Origin of the sequence: Burkholderia sp. BCC1993 (assembly GCF_905339865.1) — a bacterium.
In the GTDB taxonomy this organism is placed as follows: Bacteria; Pseudomonadota; Gammaproteobacteria; order Burkholderiales; family Burkholderiaceae; genus Burkholderia.
The window spans coordinates 1-16,541 of sequence record NZ_CAJPGZ010000029.1 but is presented as its reverse complement, the minus strand read 5'-3'; the positions used below and the strand labels follow the sequence as shown (position 1 = coordinate 16,541).

At 61.4% G+C, this 16,541-nt stretch carries 18 protein-coding genes and 2 pseudogenes; 9 read left to right on the top strand and 11 right to left on the bottom strand.

Annotated features, from left to right (window positions below):
- Window position 1: 1 nt before the first annotated feature.
- From U4Y91_RS34555 to U4Y91_RS34520, 8 genes are all read right to left on the bottom strand, one after another.
- Complete coding sequence (locus tag U4Y91_RS34555; protein WP_321808836.1) at window positions 2-958, bottom strand: VOC family protein; 957 nt, start codon at window positions 956-958, stop codon at window positions 2-4.
- Window positions 955-2,178 (bottom strand): cytochrome P450, encoded by a 1,224-nt coding sequence (locus tag U4Y91_RS34550; RefSeq protein WP_321808835.1) that lies wholly within the window; start codon window positions 2,176-2,178, stop codon window positions 955-957. Before U4Y91_RS34550 ends, U4Y91_RS34555 begins: the two co-directional genes overlap by 4 nt.
- 407 nt (window positions 2,179-2,585) lie before the next feature.
- Window positions 2,586-3,194 carry a TetR/AcrR family transcriptional regulator gene (locus U4Y91_RS34545; protein WP_321808834.1) on the bottom strand — a complete coding sequence of 203 codons (609 nt, stop codon included), beginning with the start codon at window positions 3,192-3,194 and terminating at the stop codon, window positions 2,586-2,588.
- Between the two features lie 57 nt (window positions 3,195-3,251).
- On the bottom strand, window positions 3,252-3,740 hold the full coding sequence (locus U4Y91_RS34540) for a MaoC/PaaZ C-terminal domain-containing protein (RefSeq protein WP_321808833.1): 489 nt from the start codon (window positions 3,738-3,740) through the stop codon (window positions 3,252-3,254).
- Window positions 3,737-4,252, bottom strand: coding sequence for an FAS1-like dehydratase domain-containing protein (locus U4Y91_RS34535; protein WP_321808832.1), 516 nt, complete (start codon window positions 4,250-4,252; stop codon window positions 3,737-3,739). Before U4Y91_RS34535 ends, U4Y91_RS34540 begins: the two co-directional genes overlap by 4 nt.
- 8 nt (window positions 4,253-4,260) lie before the next feature.
- Window positions 4,261-5,451 carry an acyl-CoA dehydrogenase family protein gene (locus tag U4Y91_RS34530; protein WP_321808831.1) on the bottom strand — a complete coding sequence of 397 codons (1,191 nt, stop codon included), beginning with the start codon at window positions 5,449-5,451 and terminating at the stop codon, window positions 4,261-4,263.
- A 168-nt stretch (window positions 5,452-5,619) separates the two neighbouring features.
- Window positions 5,620-6,060 carry a nuclear transport factor 2 family protein gene (locus U4Y91_RS34525; RefSeq protein ID WP_321808830.1) on the bottom strand — a complete coding sequence of 147 codons (441 nt, stop codon included), beginning with the start codon at window positions 6,058-6,060 and terminating at the stop codon, window positions 5,620-5,622.
- Window positions 6,061-6,147: 87 nt separating this feature from the next.
- A complete protein-coding gene (locus U4Y91_RS34520; RefSeq protein WP_321808829.1) occupies window positions 6,148-7,527 on the bottom strand; it encodes a DUF1329 domain-containing protein in 1,380 nt (459 codons plus the stop codon).
- A 141-nt stretch (window positions 7,528-7,668) separates the two neighbouring features.
- On the opposite strand from U4Y91_RS34520, the pseudogene U4Y91_RS34515 reads away from it, so the two are divergent.
- From U4Y91_RS34515 to U4Y91_RS34475, 9 genes and pseudogenes are all read left to right on the top strand, one after another.
- A pseudogene (locus tag U4Y91_RS34515) lies at window positions 7,669-7,994 on the top strand (IS5/IS1182 family transposase); the annotation flags it as partial.
- Window positions 7,995-8,393: 399 nt separating this feature from the next.
- Complete coding sequence (locus U4Y91_RS34510; RefSeq protein ID WP_321808828.1) at window positions 8,394-8,852, top strand: carboxymuconolactone decarboxylase family protein; 459 nt, start codon at window positions 8,394-8,396, stop codon at window positions 8,850-8,852.
- Between the two features lie 32 nt (window positions 8,853-8,884).
- Window positions 8,885-9,679 (top strand): SDR family oxidoreductase, encoded by a 795-nt coding sequence (locus U4Y91_RS34505; RefSeq protein WP_321808827.1) that lies wholly within the window; start codon window positions 8,885-8,887, stop codon window positions 9,677-9,679.
- 70 nt (window positions 9,680-9,749) lie between these two features.
- Window positions 9,750-10,406, top strand: a complete 657-nt coding sequence (locus tag U4Y91_RS34500; protein WP_415750527.1) for an ISAs1 family transposase — start codon at window positions 9,750-9,752, stop codon at window positions 10,404-10,406.
- 253 nt (window positions 10,407-10,659) lie between these two features.
- Window positions 10,660-11,190: a hypothetical protein gene (locus tag U4Y91_RS34495; protein ID WP_321808826.1), complete on the top strand. Its 531-nt coding sequence runs from the start codon at window positions 10,660-10,662 to the stop codon at window positions 11,188-11,190.
- Window positions 11,191-11,247: 57 nt separating this feature from the next.
- Window positions 11,248-11,856: a M16 family metallopeptidase gene (locus tag U4Y91_RS34490; RefSeq protein ID WP_321808825.1), complete on the top strand. Its 609-nt coding sequence runs from the start codon at window positions 11,248-11,250 to the stop codon at window positions 11,854-11,856.
- The gene (locus U4Y91_RS34485; protein WP_321808875.1) at window positions 11,801-12,613 is read left to right on the top strand and encodes a pitrilysin family protein; all 813 of its coding nucleotides are present in this window, start codon (window positions 11,801-11,803) and stop codon (window positions 12,611-12,613) included. Before U4Y91_RS34490 ends, U4Y91_RS34485 begins: the two co-directional genes overlap by 56 nt.
- The gene (locus U4Y91_RS34480; RefSeq protein WP_321808824.1) at window positions 12,610-13,956 is read left to right on the top strand and encodes a pitrilysin family protein; all 1,347 of its coding nucleotides are present in this window, start codon (window positions 12,610-12,612) and stop codon (window positions 13,954-13,956) included. Before U4Y91_RS34485 ends, U4Y91_RS34480 begins: the two co-directional genes overlap by 4 nt.
- Window positions 13,957-14,207: 251 nt before the next feature.
- On the top strand, window positions 14,208-14,462 hold the full coding sequence (locus tag U4Y91_RS34475; protein WP_321808823.1) for a hypothetical protein: 255 nt from the start codon (window positions 14,208-14,210) through the stop codon (window positions 14,460-14,462).
- A 364-nt stretch (window positions 14,463-14,826) separates the two neighbouring features.
- Here U4Y91_RS34475 and phaR read toward each other — a convergent pair whose 3' ends face one another.
- The 3 genes and pseudogenes from phaR to U4Y91_RS34460 form a co-directional block, all read right to left on the bottom strand.
- On the bottom strand, window positions 14,827-15,393 hold the full coding sequence (gene phaR / locus U4Y91_RS34470) for a polyhydroxyalkanoate synthesis repressor PhaR (RefSeq protein WP_006478701.1): 567 nt from the start codon (window positions 15,391-15,393) through the stop codon (window positions 14,827-14,829).
- Window positions 15,394-15,512: 119 nt separating this feature from the next.
- On the bottom strand, window positions 15,513-16,253 hold the full coding sequence (locus U4Y91_RS34465) for a 3-ketoacyl-ACP reductase (protein WP_321808822.1): 741 nt from the start codon (window positions 16,251-16,253) through the stop codon (window positions 15,513-15,515).
- 119 nt (window positions 16,254-16,372) lie between these two features.
- Window positions 16,373-16,541, bottom strand: a pseudogene (locus U4Y91_RS34460) (acetyl-CoA C-acetyltransferase); the annotation flags it as partial.

Here is a 16,541-nt window from a genome sequence, read left to right as displayed (position 1 = left end):
GCTAGTGACCGCTCGCGGCTTGCTGAATAGATTCCGGGTCGAGACCCTTGTGGCCCCACACGTCGCCCTCGACGAACTCAGAAGGGGTCCAGTCAGCGCCAATGCGCACGCCGCCGCAACCGATTTCGACGTCGAATCCCAGCGGGCTGCGCATATAGAACGACAACACGCCGTCATTGACATGCCGCCCGAGCGTACTGGTGATTGGCACACCCATCGCCTGGGCGCGCTCAAGGCATTTGCCCACATCGTCGATATCGACCATCTCCAGCATCAAATGGTGCAGGTCGTTGACCTCGCCGACGCGCGTCAGTCCCACGGTGTGATGTCGCGCATTGCAGTGATAGAAGTTCGCCGACATCCGCGGGCCGAAACGCATGTAGTCGGTCAGCTTGAAACCCAGTACACGCGTATAAAACTCCTGGCATGCGGCCAGTTCATCGACAAACAGATTGAGATGTCCCAGGCCCATGGGCCCGCAGACAAAGCGCGCCTTCATCAGTGACTCGAATTTGCGATCAATGGTCGGCCCATAAAACAACTCGATGGCGTTACCGGCGGGGTCCCTGGTGTAGGCTATGCCGGTAACGGAGCGTGCACGTGCCTGTTCCGCGTGACCCAGCTCAGCACTCATGCCCGCCGCTTGCAGTTCGGCAACCGCGCGCTCCAGCGCGGACTGGCTATCGAGTTCGAGTCCGAAATACAGCAGCCCCTGCTTGGCGGCCGGATGCGCCGCGATGCGCCATTGCCAGTCGTCCACCTTGAGATAAACCGAGCCGTCGGGCGCTATGCCGGTGCCCGCTGACACCGGTCCCGAGCCGGGCGATGCGGGTGTCCCCCACGCTTCGCCGGCGACTGCGCGTGCCGGCATCAAGCCGAGCACACCCGTGGTAAATTGCAGCCAAATCCGAGGATCGGGCGCACCGAATCCCACATAACCCAGACCGCGAATATTCATGGCCTCTCTCCCGGTTCGGAAATTCGCGATGCCCGGCGTTGAAAGCGTATCGGCACGTGCAGGAAGCCGGACAAGTGCTCGCCATAGGCGCGCACGCAGCCCTCGTCGATGAGTTCAGAATCCTCGATCGCGTCGAACAGTTCCTGCAGCATCATCATGCCGATCAGCACCGCCAGATTCGCGCCCAGGCAGTAATGTCCACCGGCACCGAAGACGAGATTGCGCTGCGCCTTGCGAAAAATGTCGAATTCGTCCGGCCGCTCGAACACTTCGCCGTCGCGATTGGCCGACGCGTAGATGAACAGCAGATTCTGGCCAGCCATGATCTTGCGGCCACTCAATTCGAAATCCTGGCGGGCGCGTCGCGCCAGCATGTTGGTGGGCTGGTCGAATCGCGCGGTTTCCAGGAAAGCCTGTTTGATCAGCGAACGATCCGACAGCACCGCGCGCATTTGCTCGGGATGCTTCGCCAGGTAATACACCGTGCCGGCCAAGGTCATCGGCGTGGTTTCGGAACCCGTCACCAACAGCGAGAACAAATAGGCCGCCACCTCATCGTCACCGAGTTTGCGTCCCTCGACTTCCGCCTCCAGGAAGAGGCGCAGATGACGCTCGGCGATGGCGGGGTTGGAGCGTGCCATCGCCACATATTCGGTCAGGTAACCGAACAGTTGTCCCGCCGCCGCCTGGTTGAGCGCCGAAACCATGCCAACCTGGCCGCGTTCTCGGTGCAGCATATCGTCGATCAGCGCGCGAAATTTCTCGGCATCGTCACGCGGCAACCCAAGGTTATAGCCGGCATTGATGCAAAGCACGCGTTTGGCGAAATCCGTGTAGACATCCATCTCGCCGCGTTCGAGCAACGGTTCGAGCGTTTCCCGAACCAAAGCGCGGAGCCGGTTGAGTTGTGCTTCGACGCCTTCGATCGAATAGTCGTTGCGCAACAGTTCCCGCCACTTTCGGTGCACGGGCACGTTCATCGTCATGAACGTGGGCGGAGCGGGCTCTCCCAGAAGCAACTGTCCCGGTGTTTGGCCGTGAGAATAGTCCAACGCCTTCTCGTAAGTGATGCTCGCCTTCCATACATCGTCAAAGCGGGTCAGCGCCCACGCGTTGTATTTCTCGATGTAGTGCGGCCCGCCTTCGGCTCGCATGCGTCGATACAAATCGGTGGGATCGCGCATCGCTTCGTCGGAGAATGGATCGTAGTCAACCGTCATGGGTAGCTCCTGGCTCGTTAATAACGATACTATGAGTACCTTAAATAGACGTCAACCCATAATTGCGACGGACGAACCATGGCCGTCCGAGGAAACGACGCCAGCAAAGGCTCTGCGGCGTGTCATGCGTCAAGGCGGTCGGGTTTACGCTTGGTCTTCGAGCGCGAAAAGGCGAGCAAACGCATGTTCCGCAGCAAGCGTCATGTCGTGTGTTTGGGGGAATTGAGCAGACGTGCAACACTGGGCCTGAATCAATCAGGCGGGCGTTACGAGGTATGCAGGCGTGAATTGCGTGCCATGCATCGAGGGATGCGTCGTAGAGAATCCCTCACTTGGCCGATGAGGGGGGACGTCGAGACAGTGGCTTTACTGGAAGAAGCCGGCAGGCATGGCCCGGTGGAGTGCAATCAGACTGCGGCACCCAAGCCACGCAGCACGACTTTCAGCAAATCGCGCATGGTCTTCTTGCTCAGATCACCCTGCAGAAAAAACAAGCGCAGCAGAATCGGCCCCATGATCGCATCGACCGCCAGTTCCATATCGATGCTTTTGGGCAACTCGCCCTTGTCGATCGCGCGCTTCAGAATCTCCTTGATCGGTGCCCGTCGGCGTTCGATCACGGGATCAAGCGCCTGCGCCAGCGCGTGATTGTGCGCGCGCTCGCCCACCAGCGTCGGCAACACGCCGGCCAGCGGCGTACTGTGCATGATGTCGACAAATTGCGAGAGGATATCCAACACTTCGTCCAACACCTTGCCCTTGCCTTTTGGCACCAAGGGCGGCGACTGGTCGAACGCGGCAATCACCAGGTGTTCCTTCGAAGGCCAGCGCCGGTACATCGTCGACTTGCTCACGCGTGCCAGCGAGGCAACCTTGTCTAGCGTCAACAAGCGGTAGCCCTCAGTTGCCAGCAATTCCATGGTCACATCAAGAATGGCGCGCTCAGCCTCCATGCTGCGCGGGCGGCCAGGGCTGGCACGTTTTGGTATAGGGCTCACGGCGGCAACATCGCTCATTGGTGTTCCAGGAAGCTTCATTATAGTTGCCCCGCGGAACGCAGTCGCGACGAAGAATCAGGTAAGCCACGCCGGCGGCTGCCAGAGCGGGCCAGTCGCACGCCACGGCGACTCTCCATTGGCGTCCGGTAAGGCCAGCAATGCTGCCGCCTCAGTGACAATCACCTGGCGACACTCCATCGCCAAATCAAGCTGCAGCCACCACCAGCCTTCTGCCGCCCTGCGCGCACCGGACACGCGTCCGCGCAAAGCGACCTCATCGCCTGGACAAATCGGCCGCGCCATACGAAAACGCATGCGGCCGATGCGCCCGTTCGGCCCGCTCCAATTCGTGACGTATTTGCTCAACCAGCCTGCCTGTGTCGGCGTGTTCAGGATAATTCCGGGCAAATTCATCTGCGTGGTCGCAGCCACATCATCATGGTGCTGCGGTTGCCAGTCGCGACTCGCCGCAGCGCCCATGATGATGCGCTTGGCGGTGATGGTGATCAACAATGGCGCAACCGCTTCACCCACCGACACGCAATCTCCGAAACGCTGCCTCATGGAACGGCTCCATAAGCAAAAAAGCACAACCGCTCATGTCCGAGCATGACGCGCTCAGCACGATAATAAAAAATACTGATCGTCCATTTGCGGCCGTGTCCCAGACGGTTTTCCTGCAGTGGCCCCACCTCGTCGAGCACCTGTTCGGCACGAACCCGATCCCCGGGACGCACCGGCTCGTAGTAGCAAACTTCGCTGTCGACGACCACGGCTTTGGGCAGGCCCAGCGTGTCCTTTAATCGGAAATGCAATTCAAGGGGGCGACGAGCCATGGTCCCGCCGGTGGGTGACCATTCGTGTGGCCGAGTCCATGCCGACAACATCGCCGGCGGCGCAATAATGGTTCCGACCGCGGCCGCGGCACAATCCGCATCCCAGTACAACGGATTGCCGTCCTCCACCGCAGTGCAAAAATTCTCAATGAGCACCCGTTCTACTGCGATGTCGGCGTCCTCAACCACAACCACTTGGCCGATCCATGCCAAGATTTCTCCAGGAAGATCAGAGTCCATTGGTTATCCTAATTGACCAAAGGTAGTTCGAGACCGCGCCGTGCAATGATGTTCTTCTGCACCTCGGACGAACCGCCGCCTATCGTATCGACCACCGTGGCGCGATAAGAATGCTCCCATTTGCCTTCCGCGATGGCCCCGTCCGCACCGTTTCGCAAGAGCGCTTCCGCCCCCAGCGTATCGAGCGCGAAATCTGCCAGGCGTTGCCCCAACTCGGTGCTGTACAGTTTGCACATGGCGGCTTCGACAGCCGGCACGCCACCTTTGCAGGCAGCAGCGAGCACGCGCCGTTGCAACATTTTCGCGGTCTCGACATCGGTGGCCAAGCGCGCGATCTCGCGGCGCACGACCGGATCGTCGCTGAGCGGCCGTCCGTCGCGCTGCGTGGTTTTAATCGTGCTCAGCAGTGCTTCGAATTTCTTCAGTAGCGGGCTGACGGTGAACAACGTGAATCGCTCGAAATCCAGCGCTTCGCAGATGTATATCCAGCCGCCGTTGACCTCCCCCACCAGGTAATCCTTGTGCACCCGCACATCGTCGAAGAATACCTGGTTGGTGCGGTGGTCACCCATCGTTTCGATCGGGTGGATGGTGAGTCCCGGATGATTCATCGGCACCAAAAACACGCTGATGCCTTTGTGCTTGGGCAGGCTGGGGTCGCTGCGCGCCGCCACCCAGTACCAGTCGGCGAAATGCGCGGATGTCGTCCAGGTTTTTTGCCCGTTCAGGATCCAGTAGTCGCCGTCCTGCTCGGCCTTCAGTGTGAGCGACGCGAGATCGGAACCCGCTCCCGGTTCCGAGTACCCGAGTGCAAATTCGATATCGGCACGGAGAATCTGCGGCAGAAACTCTTGCTGGAGTTTTTCCGAGCCGTGACGAATCAGCGTCTTGCCGATACAGCCTACGCCCTTGCCGATCAGCGGCGCACCGCGCGCCGCCAGCTCTTCATTGACCAGATAGTCATAAATCCCCGGTTTTGCCTGCCCCCCATACGCGTGCGGCCAAGCAATGCCGAGAAATCCGCGCTCGGACAGGCGTTTATTGAACGCACGCCGCTCGGCACTGTCGGCCAGCATCGAATCTGCTTCGCGATCCGGCGCCATGATTTCGTCGGCGTCTGCACGCTGCGCCTCTGTGGAAAGAAATACCCGTACGTCCCGGATGAAAGCCTGCTCTGCGTCGCTGTATCGGAAGTCCATACCGCTCCCCTGAAGGAAAATACTTCAATGGCGATGTATCCATCGCTTTTTCGAAACTATCGGCACCTAAAGAGATTTCAACTCGGTCGGCAACGCCTACCCTTTGCGTCAGGCGTACGTCGGCTGGATTCATTCGAGTGGTCCTGGTGTCCTTGGAACAAGGTCTCCTTAGCGTGCCCCGAGCACCTCGCGAGTAGCGGTTTCCAGGCTGACGTGCAGTGCCCAATGAATTGCCCGCCAGCCATCGGACGTACGTTTCCATTGCGCCACATACTCGCCGAATACTTCGTAGACGAGATGCGCGTTGTCACCGAGACCGCGATGAGCCGCATGCACATGGATCCGGCTTTGCGCGACGTCGTCGTCGACATCGACATTCAGCGCGCCGAGCAGGTGCCGGGTTGGGCCGCAGCCATCAAGGTGGGAGCGGATCATGCCAACCAGTGCGGAACGTCCGTGGATCTCGAACTCGCCTTCGTTGTAGTCGGCGCGTACGTCGCGGTCGAACACGGTATCCAGCGCGGACCAGTTACGCTTGTCGAGCGCGCGGGCATATCGGCCATGCGCCTGCCAGATTTCATAGGCAGCGGTTACGTCGTCACGATTCATGGGGTTGTCTCGTTGCCCTGCAGCGGAATACGCCGGCCGGTACTGCGCTCCGACTCGCTTCGACAAAGCGCAACCGCACAGTACGCATCAGAGGCCGGATCCTCTGGCCGCATCCGGCGCGAAGTACGCTTCATTGAAGTCCGGATTGCGGTTGAGCACCACCATGGGTCCAGCGTTCGTCAGACGGTCCCCCAGATAAGCGCCGGAAATCAGGTCGTGATAGAAAACCGCTGTCGGATAGAAGGTCTGCGCGTCATAGGCGTAGACGTTCGTCTGGATATTCGTGCGCCACAGCTCGCCGCGACTGTCATAGTTATCGGAGAGCAGTCCAACCCAGGAGTCCTCGTCGAGATAAATCAACCGCTTCGCGTAAAGGTGACGGAATCCGGGCTTCAGTGTCGCTTCGAGCACCCATACACGATGCAACTCGTAGCGCATGTTGGTCGGATCGGCATGATTCTTGGTCAGAAAGTCGCCATACTTGAGCGAGGACGCCAGCATCCGGTAGTTGTGGTACGGGACGTAGATCTCGCGCTTGCCGACGATACGCCACTGGTAGCGTTCCGGAGAGCCGTTGAACAAATGGTCGTCGTCGACGGTACGAAATCCGCCTGGACCTTGCGGCTGGTCATAGCCGTATTCCGGCGCCTGGCGAACGCGTCGCGTGCCGGGACTGTACATCCAGGCCCGGGTGGTGATTGCTTCCGGGCTGTTGTAAACCGCGTAGCCGACCATGATCGTGCCGCGCTCATTCAAAGGCAGTTCCGTTGCCAACCGGTAATAGGTTCGAGTGACGAGCTCGGATTTCGGGTCAAACGGGATCGCAGACCTCGGCGACCAGATATCGTACTTGACCTTGCCGCGCGCAATGTTGCCGTCCGGGTAGACGACCGCCTGATCGAAGATCGACTTCTCCGACTGAATCGTCTCTGCGTATTTGAGGTTCCACAACAATTCGAGCCCGGATTTCGGCATCGGGAACGGGACTGTCGGGCCGGCGCCCTTAAGGCCGTTGCCCGCGCCGATCATCTCCACATTAGGCGCATACGTCCTGATGTCTTTATAGACCGCGTCGGAACGACGGAAATCACGGTGACTCGAATAAACCGGGATCTTGAACGAGTCCGGATACTTCTCGAACATCGCCTGCTGGCCATCGGACAGCCTGGCCGCATGCTGTGCCACGTTTTGCGCTGTGATGACGAACAGAGGTTTCTCGTCGGCATAAGGGTCTGGATACCGGTCGCCCGGCTGATATTTGACCGTCGGCGGCGCTCCCAGCCATTTTCCCGACCAGGCCGGAATACTGCCATCGCTCGTCCCCGCCCTCTGCGCGCCGATCGGCGTAAGCGTCGAGTCGAGTGCCTTCAGCGCCTCAGGGGGAGTTCCGGCCCACACCGCCATAGCCAGCAGAGCACCGGATGCAATCAGCCCAGTTTGCACCAGACTTCTCGTCCGTGGATTCATTAAAGTCTCCGTTCTTTGATTTATATGATCAATGGCGATACGCCACGCTGAATTTCCAATTACGATACTACACGTACCCATACTCGATTTCAACGTCCTTGCTGCCGGGCCTGGGTTCCACCGTGGGACTGTCGACGCCCCCATGTCGGCCCCGACGGGAAAGGCAAGTGGCACAGCAACGACACGCACGAATCGCGTACCGATTCGGATGCACGCCTTTTCCGCAAGCGGAGGCAAAGCGGAGCCATCTTTTTTTCGAGAGCACATCTAGATGGCGCCCCCTCGGACTTGATGATCAGCGCCGTGGTCAGCCGCGCCGACGGTTTCGCCGAACGCGAAAATCGGTTGCGCCGCACGACTGCGTGCCGAGTCGTCATGCCAAGACGCTCGGTGCCGATAAGGGTTACGACATGCACGATATTGCGCAGGACTACAGAGCGTGCAAATTAGCCACGTTCGCGGCCCGGTGACAATGACTTCGCCGGCTGCAGTATCGGGCTCGACTGCGCCTGGCTGGATCGCCATAGCGGCTGAGCTGTGCGCAAGAACGTCACGGTCAACGCTCGCATCGTTGTGGAGCTGAGTATCGACGACTCAGGCTTCACCCGCTTCAATAGCAGATCGGTCTGAAGGTGGCCTTCTTATTCCCACTGGAGTCCGTCCGGCGCCCCGGGGCTTTCGTTGAAACCCGGAACGCGAGTGGCCAGTGTCGACGGAAACACCGACGGAGCGCCGAAGCAGTCCGTTTGAGTGAGGTTCGGGGAGATCGAATCAGGCAGTCTGCGAGATGACAACACTGCCTTGATCTCACCTGAGAGGACGCTGATATGCCACGACTTGATGTCGCTGACGATCCCCAAAGCTGGATGGAACTGCAACCTGCGCTCGCCGGCGGACTCAATGCCCTGAGCCAGGCGGTGTATGGCAGCAGCCGACTACCGATGCGGGTGCGCGAAGCGGCACGTATGAGGATCGCGGAGGCCAACCAGTGTCAGTTGTGCCGTAACGCGCGCGACGCGCAAGGCCAAGCCAATGGCGTGGACGAGGCGCTGTACGCGCATGTTGTCGACTGGCGGAGCTGGTCTGGCTATAGCGAGCGCGAGCGATTGGCCATCGAGTTTGCCGAGCGCTTTGCGCTCGATCACCTTGCACTGAGCGCGGATGATGATTTTTGGATGCGTCTGCGCATGGCATTCGAAGATGCCGAGATCGTCGATCTCGGCATTTGCTGTGCGCTGTGGGTTGGTGCTGGCAGAGCCATGCGCGTGCTGGATGTCGGCCAGTCATGTTCGCTGGAGTTGCAGACCTCCACCGCACGTTCCTGAGTAAAGATGGACACACATCGGAGGGTAAGCAGATGGGTACGATTGCAGTGACGGGAACCGCTTCCGGCATCGGAGCGGCTACGCAGGCGCGCCTGGCCGGTGAAGGGCATCGAGTCATCACCGTCGACCGTCATCAGGCCGATGTTGTCTGCGACCTGGGTTCCGAGCCGGGTCGACAGTTCGCCATCGAACGCATCAACGCGCTTTCGGACGGTCGCCTGGATGGCCTGGTGACCTGTGCCGGGGTCGGCGGCTTCCCGCATCGTCGTGGCGCGGAAGTCGCCGCGATCAATTACTTCGGCACGGCCGTTCTGCTGTCCGGACTGAGGCCGGCTCTCGCGGCGTCGGGAAATGCATCGGTCGTCGTCATCAGTTCCAACTCGTCTACGGCCCAACCCGGGTGGCCCGAAAGCCTGGCCGCCGCGTGTCTCTCCGGGGACGAAACGCTCGCCTGCACGTTGGCCGACACGTTCGGACCAGTATTGACCTATCCCGCGACAAAGGCCGCGATTGCCCGACTTGTCAGGCGTTTGGCGCCAGGGAAGGACTGGATCGGAAGCGGAATACGATTAAACGCGATTGCACCGGGATTGATCGAGACGGCACTCGCGGCTGAAGGTCGTACCGATCCCGACATCGCACGTCAGCTTGACGCCTTTCCGATTCCCGTTGGCCGCCCGGGAACACCTGAAGAAGTCGCCTCGCTCATCGCGTTCTTGCTCGGAACGGAGTCCCGATTCATGTGCGGCTCGGTGATCTGGCTCGACGGCGGTACGGACGCCCTGCTCCGGCCGGACGACTGGCCGGTGCCGATGCAGTTGGCGTGAGCGAGGCCGGCAGATGAGGGCAACTCAATCAAATACGTCCTGAAAACAGCAGGTTGTTAAGGATGGCATATTGTTTTCAGCGTCGATTGGCATAACAGTGCCAGATGCTGATGTGCTATTCCGTTCGGCTCGTAGCCAGCTATCGAGCCTGCGCGCCGACATCGATCTGGATGAGTTCATACGCCTGTACGGCGTTCGTGCTCAAGCAAACGGTGTGAAAATCCCGAGGGGCATGGACTTCCTCTTTGTGGATGCAACTCATGATGCTCACGCAAAAATCCCGGCGCTCATTTCTCAATGGAACACCGTCGGGGCGCTTGAAAGCGAGGTCAAGCTGCGTTTCTCAGCCAAACTTCAGTCAAGTCGTAGCGGTTTGATCGGGAAGAGTTCGATCGTGATGATCGAGGCCACTCGCGAAAGCGGCGATACCAAGACGACCGAGCGGCGATACTACGTGTCGAGCCTGCCTCCCAACGCAGCGCGTATCGCGCAGGCCGTGCGGGCGCACTGGCGTATCGAGAACAGCATGCACTGGGTGCTGGACATGGCCTTCGGCGAAGACCAGTGCAGGGTTCGCGTCAACAACGCCGCCCAGAACTTTGCGATCCTGCGTCGCATCTGCCTGAACCTGCTCAAAGCGGATACGACGACGAAGGCCGGCATCAAGAACCGACGGCTCAAAGCGGGCGCCAGCGACGGTTACCGCGCTGCTGTTCTCCGTTTGTAACGTTTCATGCGATTGCCCTGAAATACGCCGGCTCTGCCCCAAAAATTCGAACTCGTCTCATTTCACGATGATGGGGCGCGAAGTAGCATCGCACATGAGTCGCCCTGCCCCGACTGCATTGCCACATGGGGTCGAATTTGGCTCACCAGCTCGCCACAAGGCCGCGCTACCGTCGATGTCACGACGTCGGGCCGCACGAGCATATCGATTGCGGTCGCGCGTCGATCCCCTTTACCCTGGAACGGGATGCCGAATGAAGGTCACCACCTTGCGCGCGCTCGCGCGCCGACTTGCGCTGTTGGTCGCCGTACCGGCCTCGATGAACGCCGAGGCCGCCACGCCCACGACCGCGGAACCGGCACGGCAGCATGCCGCCCGAGTCAACGCGGGCCGTTGGCCCCCGAATCTCTTTGCGTGCGACAGGCTGCCCAATCGCGCCTCCATTGCCATCTCGCTCGACCGGGGCACCGGCGACAAGCCCCGGTTTTCCTCCGGTGCTTCAGCGTCCAACGGTCTCCTGCCTACGTTGATCGCCGGCAAGCCCCAGGGCGATGCGCCATCGAGGAAGTCCAAGCCCGACAATCGCTTTCAGGTGATCTGCACATTCAACGGAGATCGTGCCGTCTGTCGCGACGCATCGACGGTCAAACAGCGTATGGCCGTCAACGGGCGCATCACGGCAGCGATGTCCCCGCAACGCGCCATCGGTCAACGTGCATCGGAAAATATGAAGAACTTCACGTTCGCCGCGCTCGACACATGGCAGGTCAGGCAGGTCAACTGACCGCCGAGCCAGCGCCCGATCTTCCGCGTTCATCCTGCCTACACGAAAGGACGTTCCATGTCAGTACGACGTTTGATATGCACCGGGCTCTCGCTGTACCTGTTGATTGCAGGCACGGCGATGGCCCAACCCGTCGAGGTAGCGGGCTTTACCCACGTCCGCTCGCTGGACGGTATCGACGAATACCGTCTGGATGCCAACGGTCTCACCGTGCTTGCCCTGCCCGATCCCGCTGCGACGGTGGTCAGTTTCCAGGTGTTGTACCAAGTGGGTTCACGCAACGAAGCCGCCGGCACGACCGGCGACACCCACCTGCTCGAGCACCTGATGTTCAAGGGCAGCCGTCACTACAACAAGGCGCTCGGCAATTCACTGAACAGCTACATGGAGCGAGTGGGCGCGACCTTCAACGCAACCACCTCGATGGACCGCACCAACTACTTCGGCACGCTCGGGCGCAATGCGCTGGAAGCGCTACATCGCCATCGAGGCCGACCGCATGCGCAACCTCCTGCTGCGCCCGGAAGATCTGGCCAGCGAGATGACGGTGGTACGCAACGAGTACGAGCGGGGCGAGAACCGCCCTTTCATCGCATTGTTCCAGCAGGTCATGGCCACTGCTTACCAGGCGCACCCCTATCACCATCCCACCATTGGCTGGCGTAGCGACATCGAGCATGTGAGCGTGGACAAGCTGCGCCGTTTCTACGACACCTACTACTGGCCGGACAACGCAGTCGTCATCCTGGTCGGCGATTTTCGGCCGGACCAGGCGTTGGGCTGGGTCAGGCAGTACTACAGCGGCATCCCGCGCGCCCCCAAGGCCATCCCCGCTGTCACGACCGAAGAACCACCGCAGCAGGGGCCGCGAAGGCTGGTGCTCAAACGCGCAGGCGCAACAGGCAATCTGATCATCACCTTCAAGGCGCCGCGCGCGCTTGACCCCGATGCGGCGGCCCTGACCGTACTGGGCCTGGTATTGAGCCAGGGCAAGAGCAGCCCGCTGTATCGCGCGCTGGTTGACACCGAGGTTGCCACGCATGCCGGCGCCAGCTTCCATGCGCTGCGCGATCCCGGTCCGTTCGTGGTGACGGTCAGCCTGCCGCCCGACGCGAAATACGAGCAGGCCGAGAAAATCGCCTGGACCGAACTGGAGCGCATCAAGACCGAGGGCGTCACTCGCGAGGATATCCAGCGGGTGCTGGGGCCTTACCGAGCCGATCAGATCTACCAGCGTGACGGCGTCAGCTTGACGTCCGCCCGATTGGGCAAAGCGGTCTCGCTGGGCGACTGGACACGGTTCGTCACCGAGCTTGAAGAACTGGAGAAGGTGACGCCCGTCGACGTGCAGCGCGTTGCCCGCAAGTACCTCATTGAAAACCAGAGCACTACCGGCTGGTTCGTCCCGGAGCAATCTTCATGAAGCAGGTTCGATTCAACCATCTGCGGACGTGGTTCGTGTGGCTTGCCGTGATGTGGCTGCCTGTTGCGGCTCAGGCAGGCATCGCCGACCGCATCGTGCGCGCGCAGGCCGGTAGCATCACGCTGCTGACCTATCCGATGTCGCCGCATGAAATGGTGTCCCTAGCCGGCGTAATGCCGCTGGGCGACGCCGACGCGGCCAGCAAGACAGCCAATCCGGCCGTGCCCCTGCTGACCGGCATGTTGCTGCAGGAAGGCAGCGCCCGTCGCGACAAGGTGGCGATCTCCGCGCTGCTGGACAGCCTGGGCGCGCAGTTGTCGATCCAGTCCGACGGAGGCTACGTCGGCATACACGGCCAATGCCTGACCAAGGATTTGCCGACGCTGATCGACCTGATCGCCGAGCAGTTGCGCCTGCCGGCCTTCAAGCCGGAGGAACTGGCCAAGGCCAAGACCCGGCTGGAGGCCGCGGTCCATAACGCCGGAGAAAACCCGTCGGTCCGGGCCACGGAGGCGCTGCATCGGTCCATTTACCCCGATGCGCACCTCAATGCCCCGGTGCCGCGCGAGCGAATGCTCGAGGCCATTGCCGCTGCCACGCTGGACGATATCAAGACGTTTCATCGAACCTATTACGGACCGGCACATATGACGCTGGTGACAGTGGGCGGAGCGGACCCGGGTCGCCTGCAATCCATGGTGACCGAGGCCTTCGCGGGCTGGAGCGGTGGCAAGGCCCTCGTGCGACACGGTCCGCCCCCCAAGGCGAGCCAGGCCGACACGCAGCGAATCGCGATGAAGGACAAGGCATCCATCAGCGTGATGCTGGGTCAGGCCATCGACCTGCGCGCGAACGATGCCGACTACCTGCCCCTCAGCGCGGCCGTCAACATCCTGGGCAACGGCTTCACCGGCCGGTTGATGGCAGGGGTCCGAGACAAGGAGGGCCTCACCTATGGCATCCGTGCCGGCCTGTCCGGACTCTCCCTGATGGACGGCGGATTCGTCATCACCAGCAGCTTCGCCCCGCCCCTGCTGGACAAGGGCGTCACCAGCACGCGCCGCATTCTGGATGCCTGGTGGAAACAGGGTGTTACCCAGGCGGAACTGAATGCACGCAAGGACGGCATGATCGGCCGCCATCAAGTCTCCATGGAAACCACCGGGCAGATGGCCGCCATGATTACCCAGACGGTGCTCCAGGACCGCCCGCTGAGCGACCTGGACACCTATCCCGAGCGCATCCGCGCCTTGACCGTCGAGCAGGTCAACACCGCCATCCGCACATACCTGGACCCCGACAAGATGACGTTGGTGGAAGCAGGCACGATTGCAGAGAAATAACCGCCGCCTCGCTTCGTTCCGCGCCCGGCTTCGGCCGGGCCGCTGCCATCGCACTGCCACGCATCTCCAACGGGAGGTTCACTGCAGCGCTCGTGAGAAATCCTCGACGAGTGCGCATTCCGGTGAGCCGTTGCCCGGCGGGTCAGCACGATCCGCAACCGCCGGCGCACGACAATCGCCCCGGACGCGACCCGCCATTATGCGAGAATCGGAACCTCCAACCGCTTCACGCCATCCACGACGGGGCCCGCATGACCACCCACATCACGATCGAATTCACCGAACACGCAGCAGAGGCCATCGGCGAGCAAACCAGCACCAGTTTCTCCTACGACCAAGGCGCGCACGTCCCGCAACCGGGCGATTTCGTCGAACTCGAGAATTCGCCGCAAACGTTCCTCGTGATCGGCCGCGTGTTTTCGCTGAAGGCGAATTACTGCGCGGTGAAGCTCGTGCTCGACCTGCCGCCGGCGGACGATCAACAGGATTTCGATCGCGCGCTTTGAGCGAAGCCGGCGCGCTATGCCGGCATTGAGGCGGCGCGTCGTCGCGCCGTCCGACACACCGGCGGCCGCCCGCGCCAGCGCGCAGGCACGCAGGCACGCACGCCATCAGGCGCGACATGCCCCGGTTGTATTTCGCTGCATGTCTGGAATTCGATCGACCGGACGACGGTCATGCCCGTCCCCCGCGCAGGGGCACAGGCATTCGGTGCCGACGATCAGGAACGACCGTCGGCGACATCTCGCGGCAGCGGGCCGCCAATCATCGTCGTGCCCGGGCACGCGACCGGCCGCATCACACCGCCGCACGTCGCGGCGCCGACCGTCCGGCGGCGTGTGCCGCCGCGGCCGGCCTGCCGCGCAAGCGTTACTTCTTTTCCGGCTCCGGCGTGCCCGGCTGCTTGAACGGGAACGTGCTGAACATCGACTTCGCCTGGTTCTGCATCTGCTCCTGCATCTGCACGAACATGTTCTTCGACTGCTCGATGTAGCTCGTCATCATCCCTTGCATCATCGGCGCCTGCATGTTCATGAACTGCGACCAGACTTCGGGATTCATCGCGTTGCCTTCGTACAGGTTCTTCGATTGATCCGCGAGCTTGTTCTGGATGTCGATGAACGCCTGGATGTTCTTTTCCAGGTACGTGCCCATCATGCCCTGCATCGCATGACCGTAGAAACGGATGATCTGCGACAGCATCGACGACGAGAACATCGGCACGCCGCCGCTCTCTTCCTCGAGGATGATCTGCAGCAGGATGCTGCGCGTCAGGTCTTCGTTGGATTTCGCGTCGACGACCTTGAAGTCCTCCTGTTCCAGCACGAGCTGCTTGACGTCGGTCAGCGTGATGTACGTGCTCGTCTCGGTATCGTAGAGCCGGCGGTTCGGGTACTTCTTGATGAGCCGCTCGGCCGTTTTCTTTGTAGTAGTCATGTAACGCCTTTGGGTGCAGCGTAGCGCAAGTGACAAATCCCCGCCTCCCGGATCCGGGAGGCGGGGGCCTTCGGAAACGCCAGGCCGCGCGGACGAACCGGCCCGCGCAGCCCGGACGTTCAGCCCATGTGCAGGCCGCCGTTCAGCGAGAAGTCGGCGCCGGTCGAGAAGCCGGAATCGTTCGACGCGAGCCACGCGACGATCGAACCGATTTCCTCCGGCGCACCGAGACGCCGCACCGGAATCGTCGCGACGATCTTCTCGAGCACGTCCGGACGGATCGCCTTCACCATGTCGGTGCCGATGTAGCCGGGCGACACAGTGTTGACCGTCACGCCCTTCGTGGCGACTTCCTGCGCGAGCGACATCGTGAATCCGTGGATGCCTGCCTTCGCGGTCGAGTAGTTCGTCTGGCCGAACTGCCCCTTCTGGCCGTTCACCGACGAAATGTTGATGATCCGGCCCCAGCCGCGCTCGACCATCCCGTCGATCACCTGCTTCGTCACGTTGAACAGGCTCGTCAGGTTGGTGTCGATCACGGCCGTCCAGTCTTCATGCGTCATCTTGCGGAACACGACGTCGCGCGTAATGCCCGCGTTATTGACCAGCACGTCGATCTCGCCGACTTCGGCCTTGACCTTGTCGAACGCTGCCTTGGTCGAGTCCCAGTCGCCGACGTTGCCTTCCGACGCGATGAAATCGTAGCCGAGCGCCTTCTGGTCCTCGAGCCACTTCACCCGACGCGGCGAGTTCGGGCCGCAACCCGCGACCACCTTGAAGCCGTCTTTCAACAGACGCTGGCAGATGCTGGTGCCGATGCCGCCCATCCCGCCCGTTACGTACGCAATTCGCTGAGACATAAATCTCACTCCATTTTTTGGTTTTGAGAGCCGCCGGAGGCCCCTCTGACTTCACGTGGCGCCGGCCGAAGCCGCGATCGGCCGGCGCCCGGATTGGTTTGGCAGTGACGGACGACCGGTTACGGACGTTCGACCGCGAGCGCGACGCCCATCCCGCCGCCGATGCACAGCGACGCCAGCCCGCGCTTCGCATCGCGCTTGACCATCTCGTGCAGCAGCGTCACCAGGATCCGGCAGCCCGACGCGCCGATCGGGTGACCGATCGCGATCGCCCCGCCGTTCACGTTC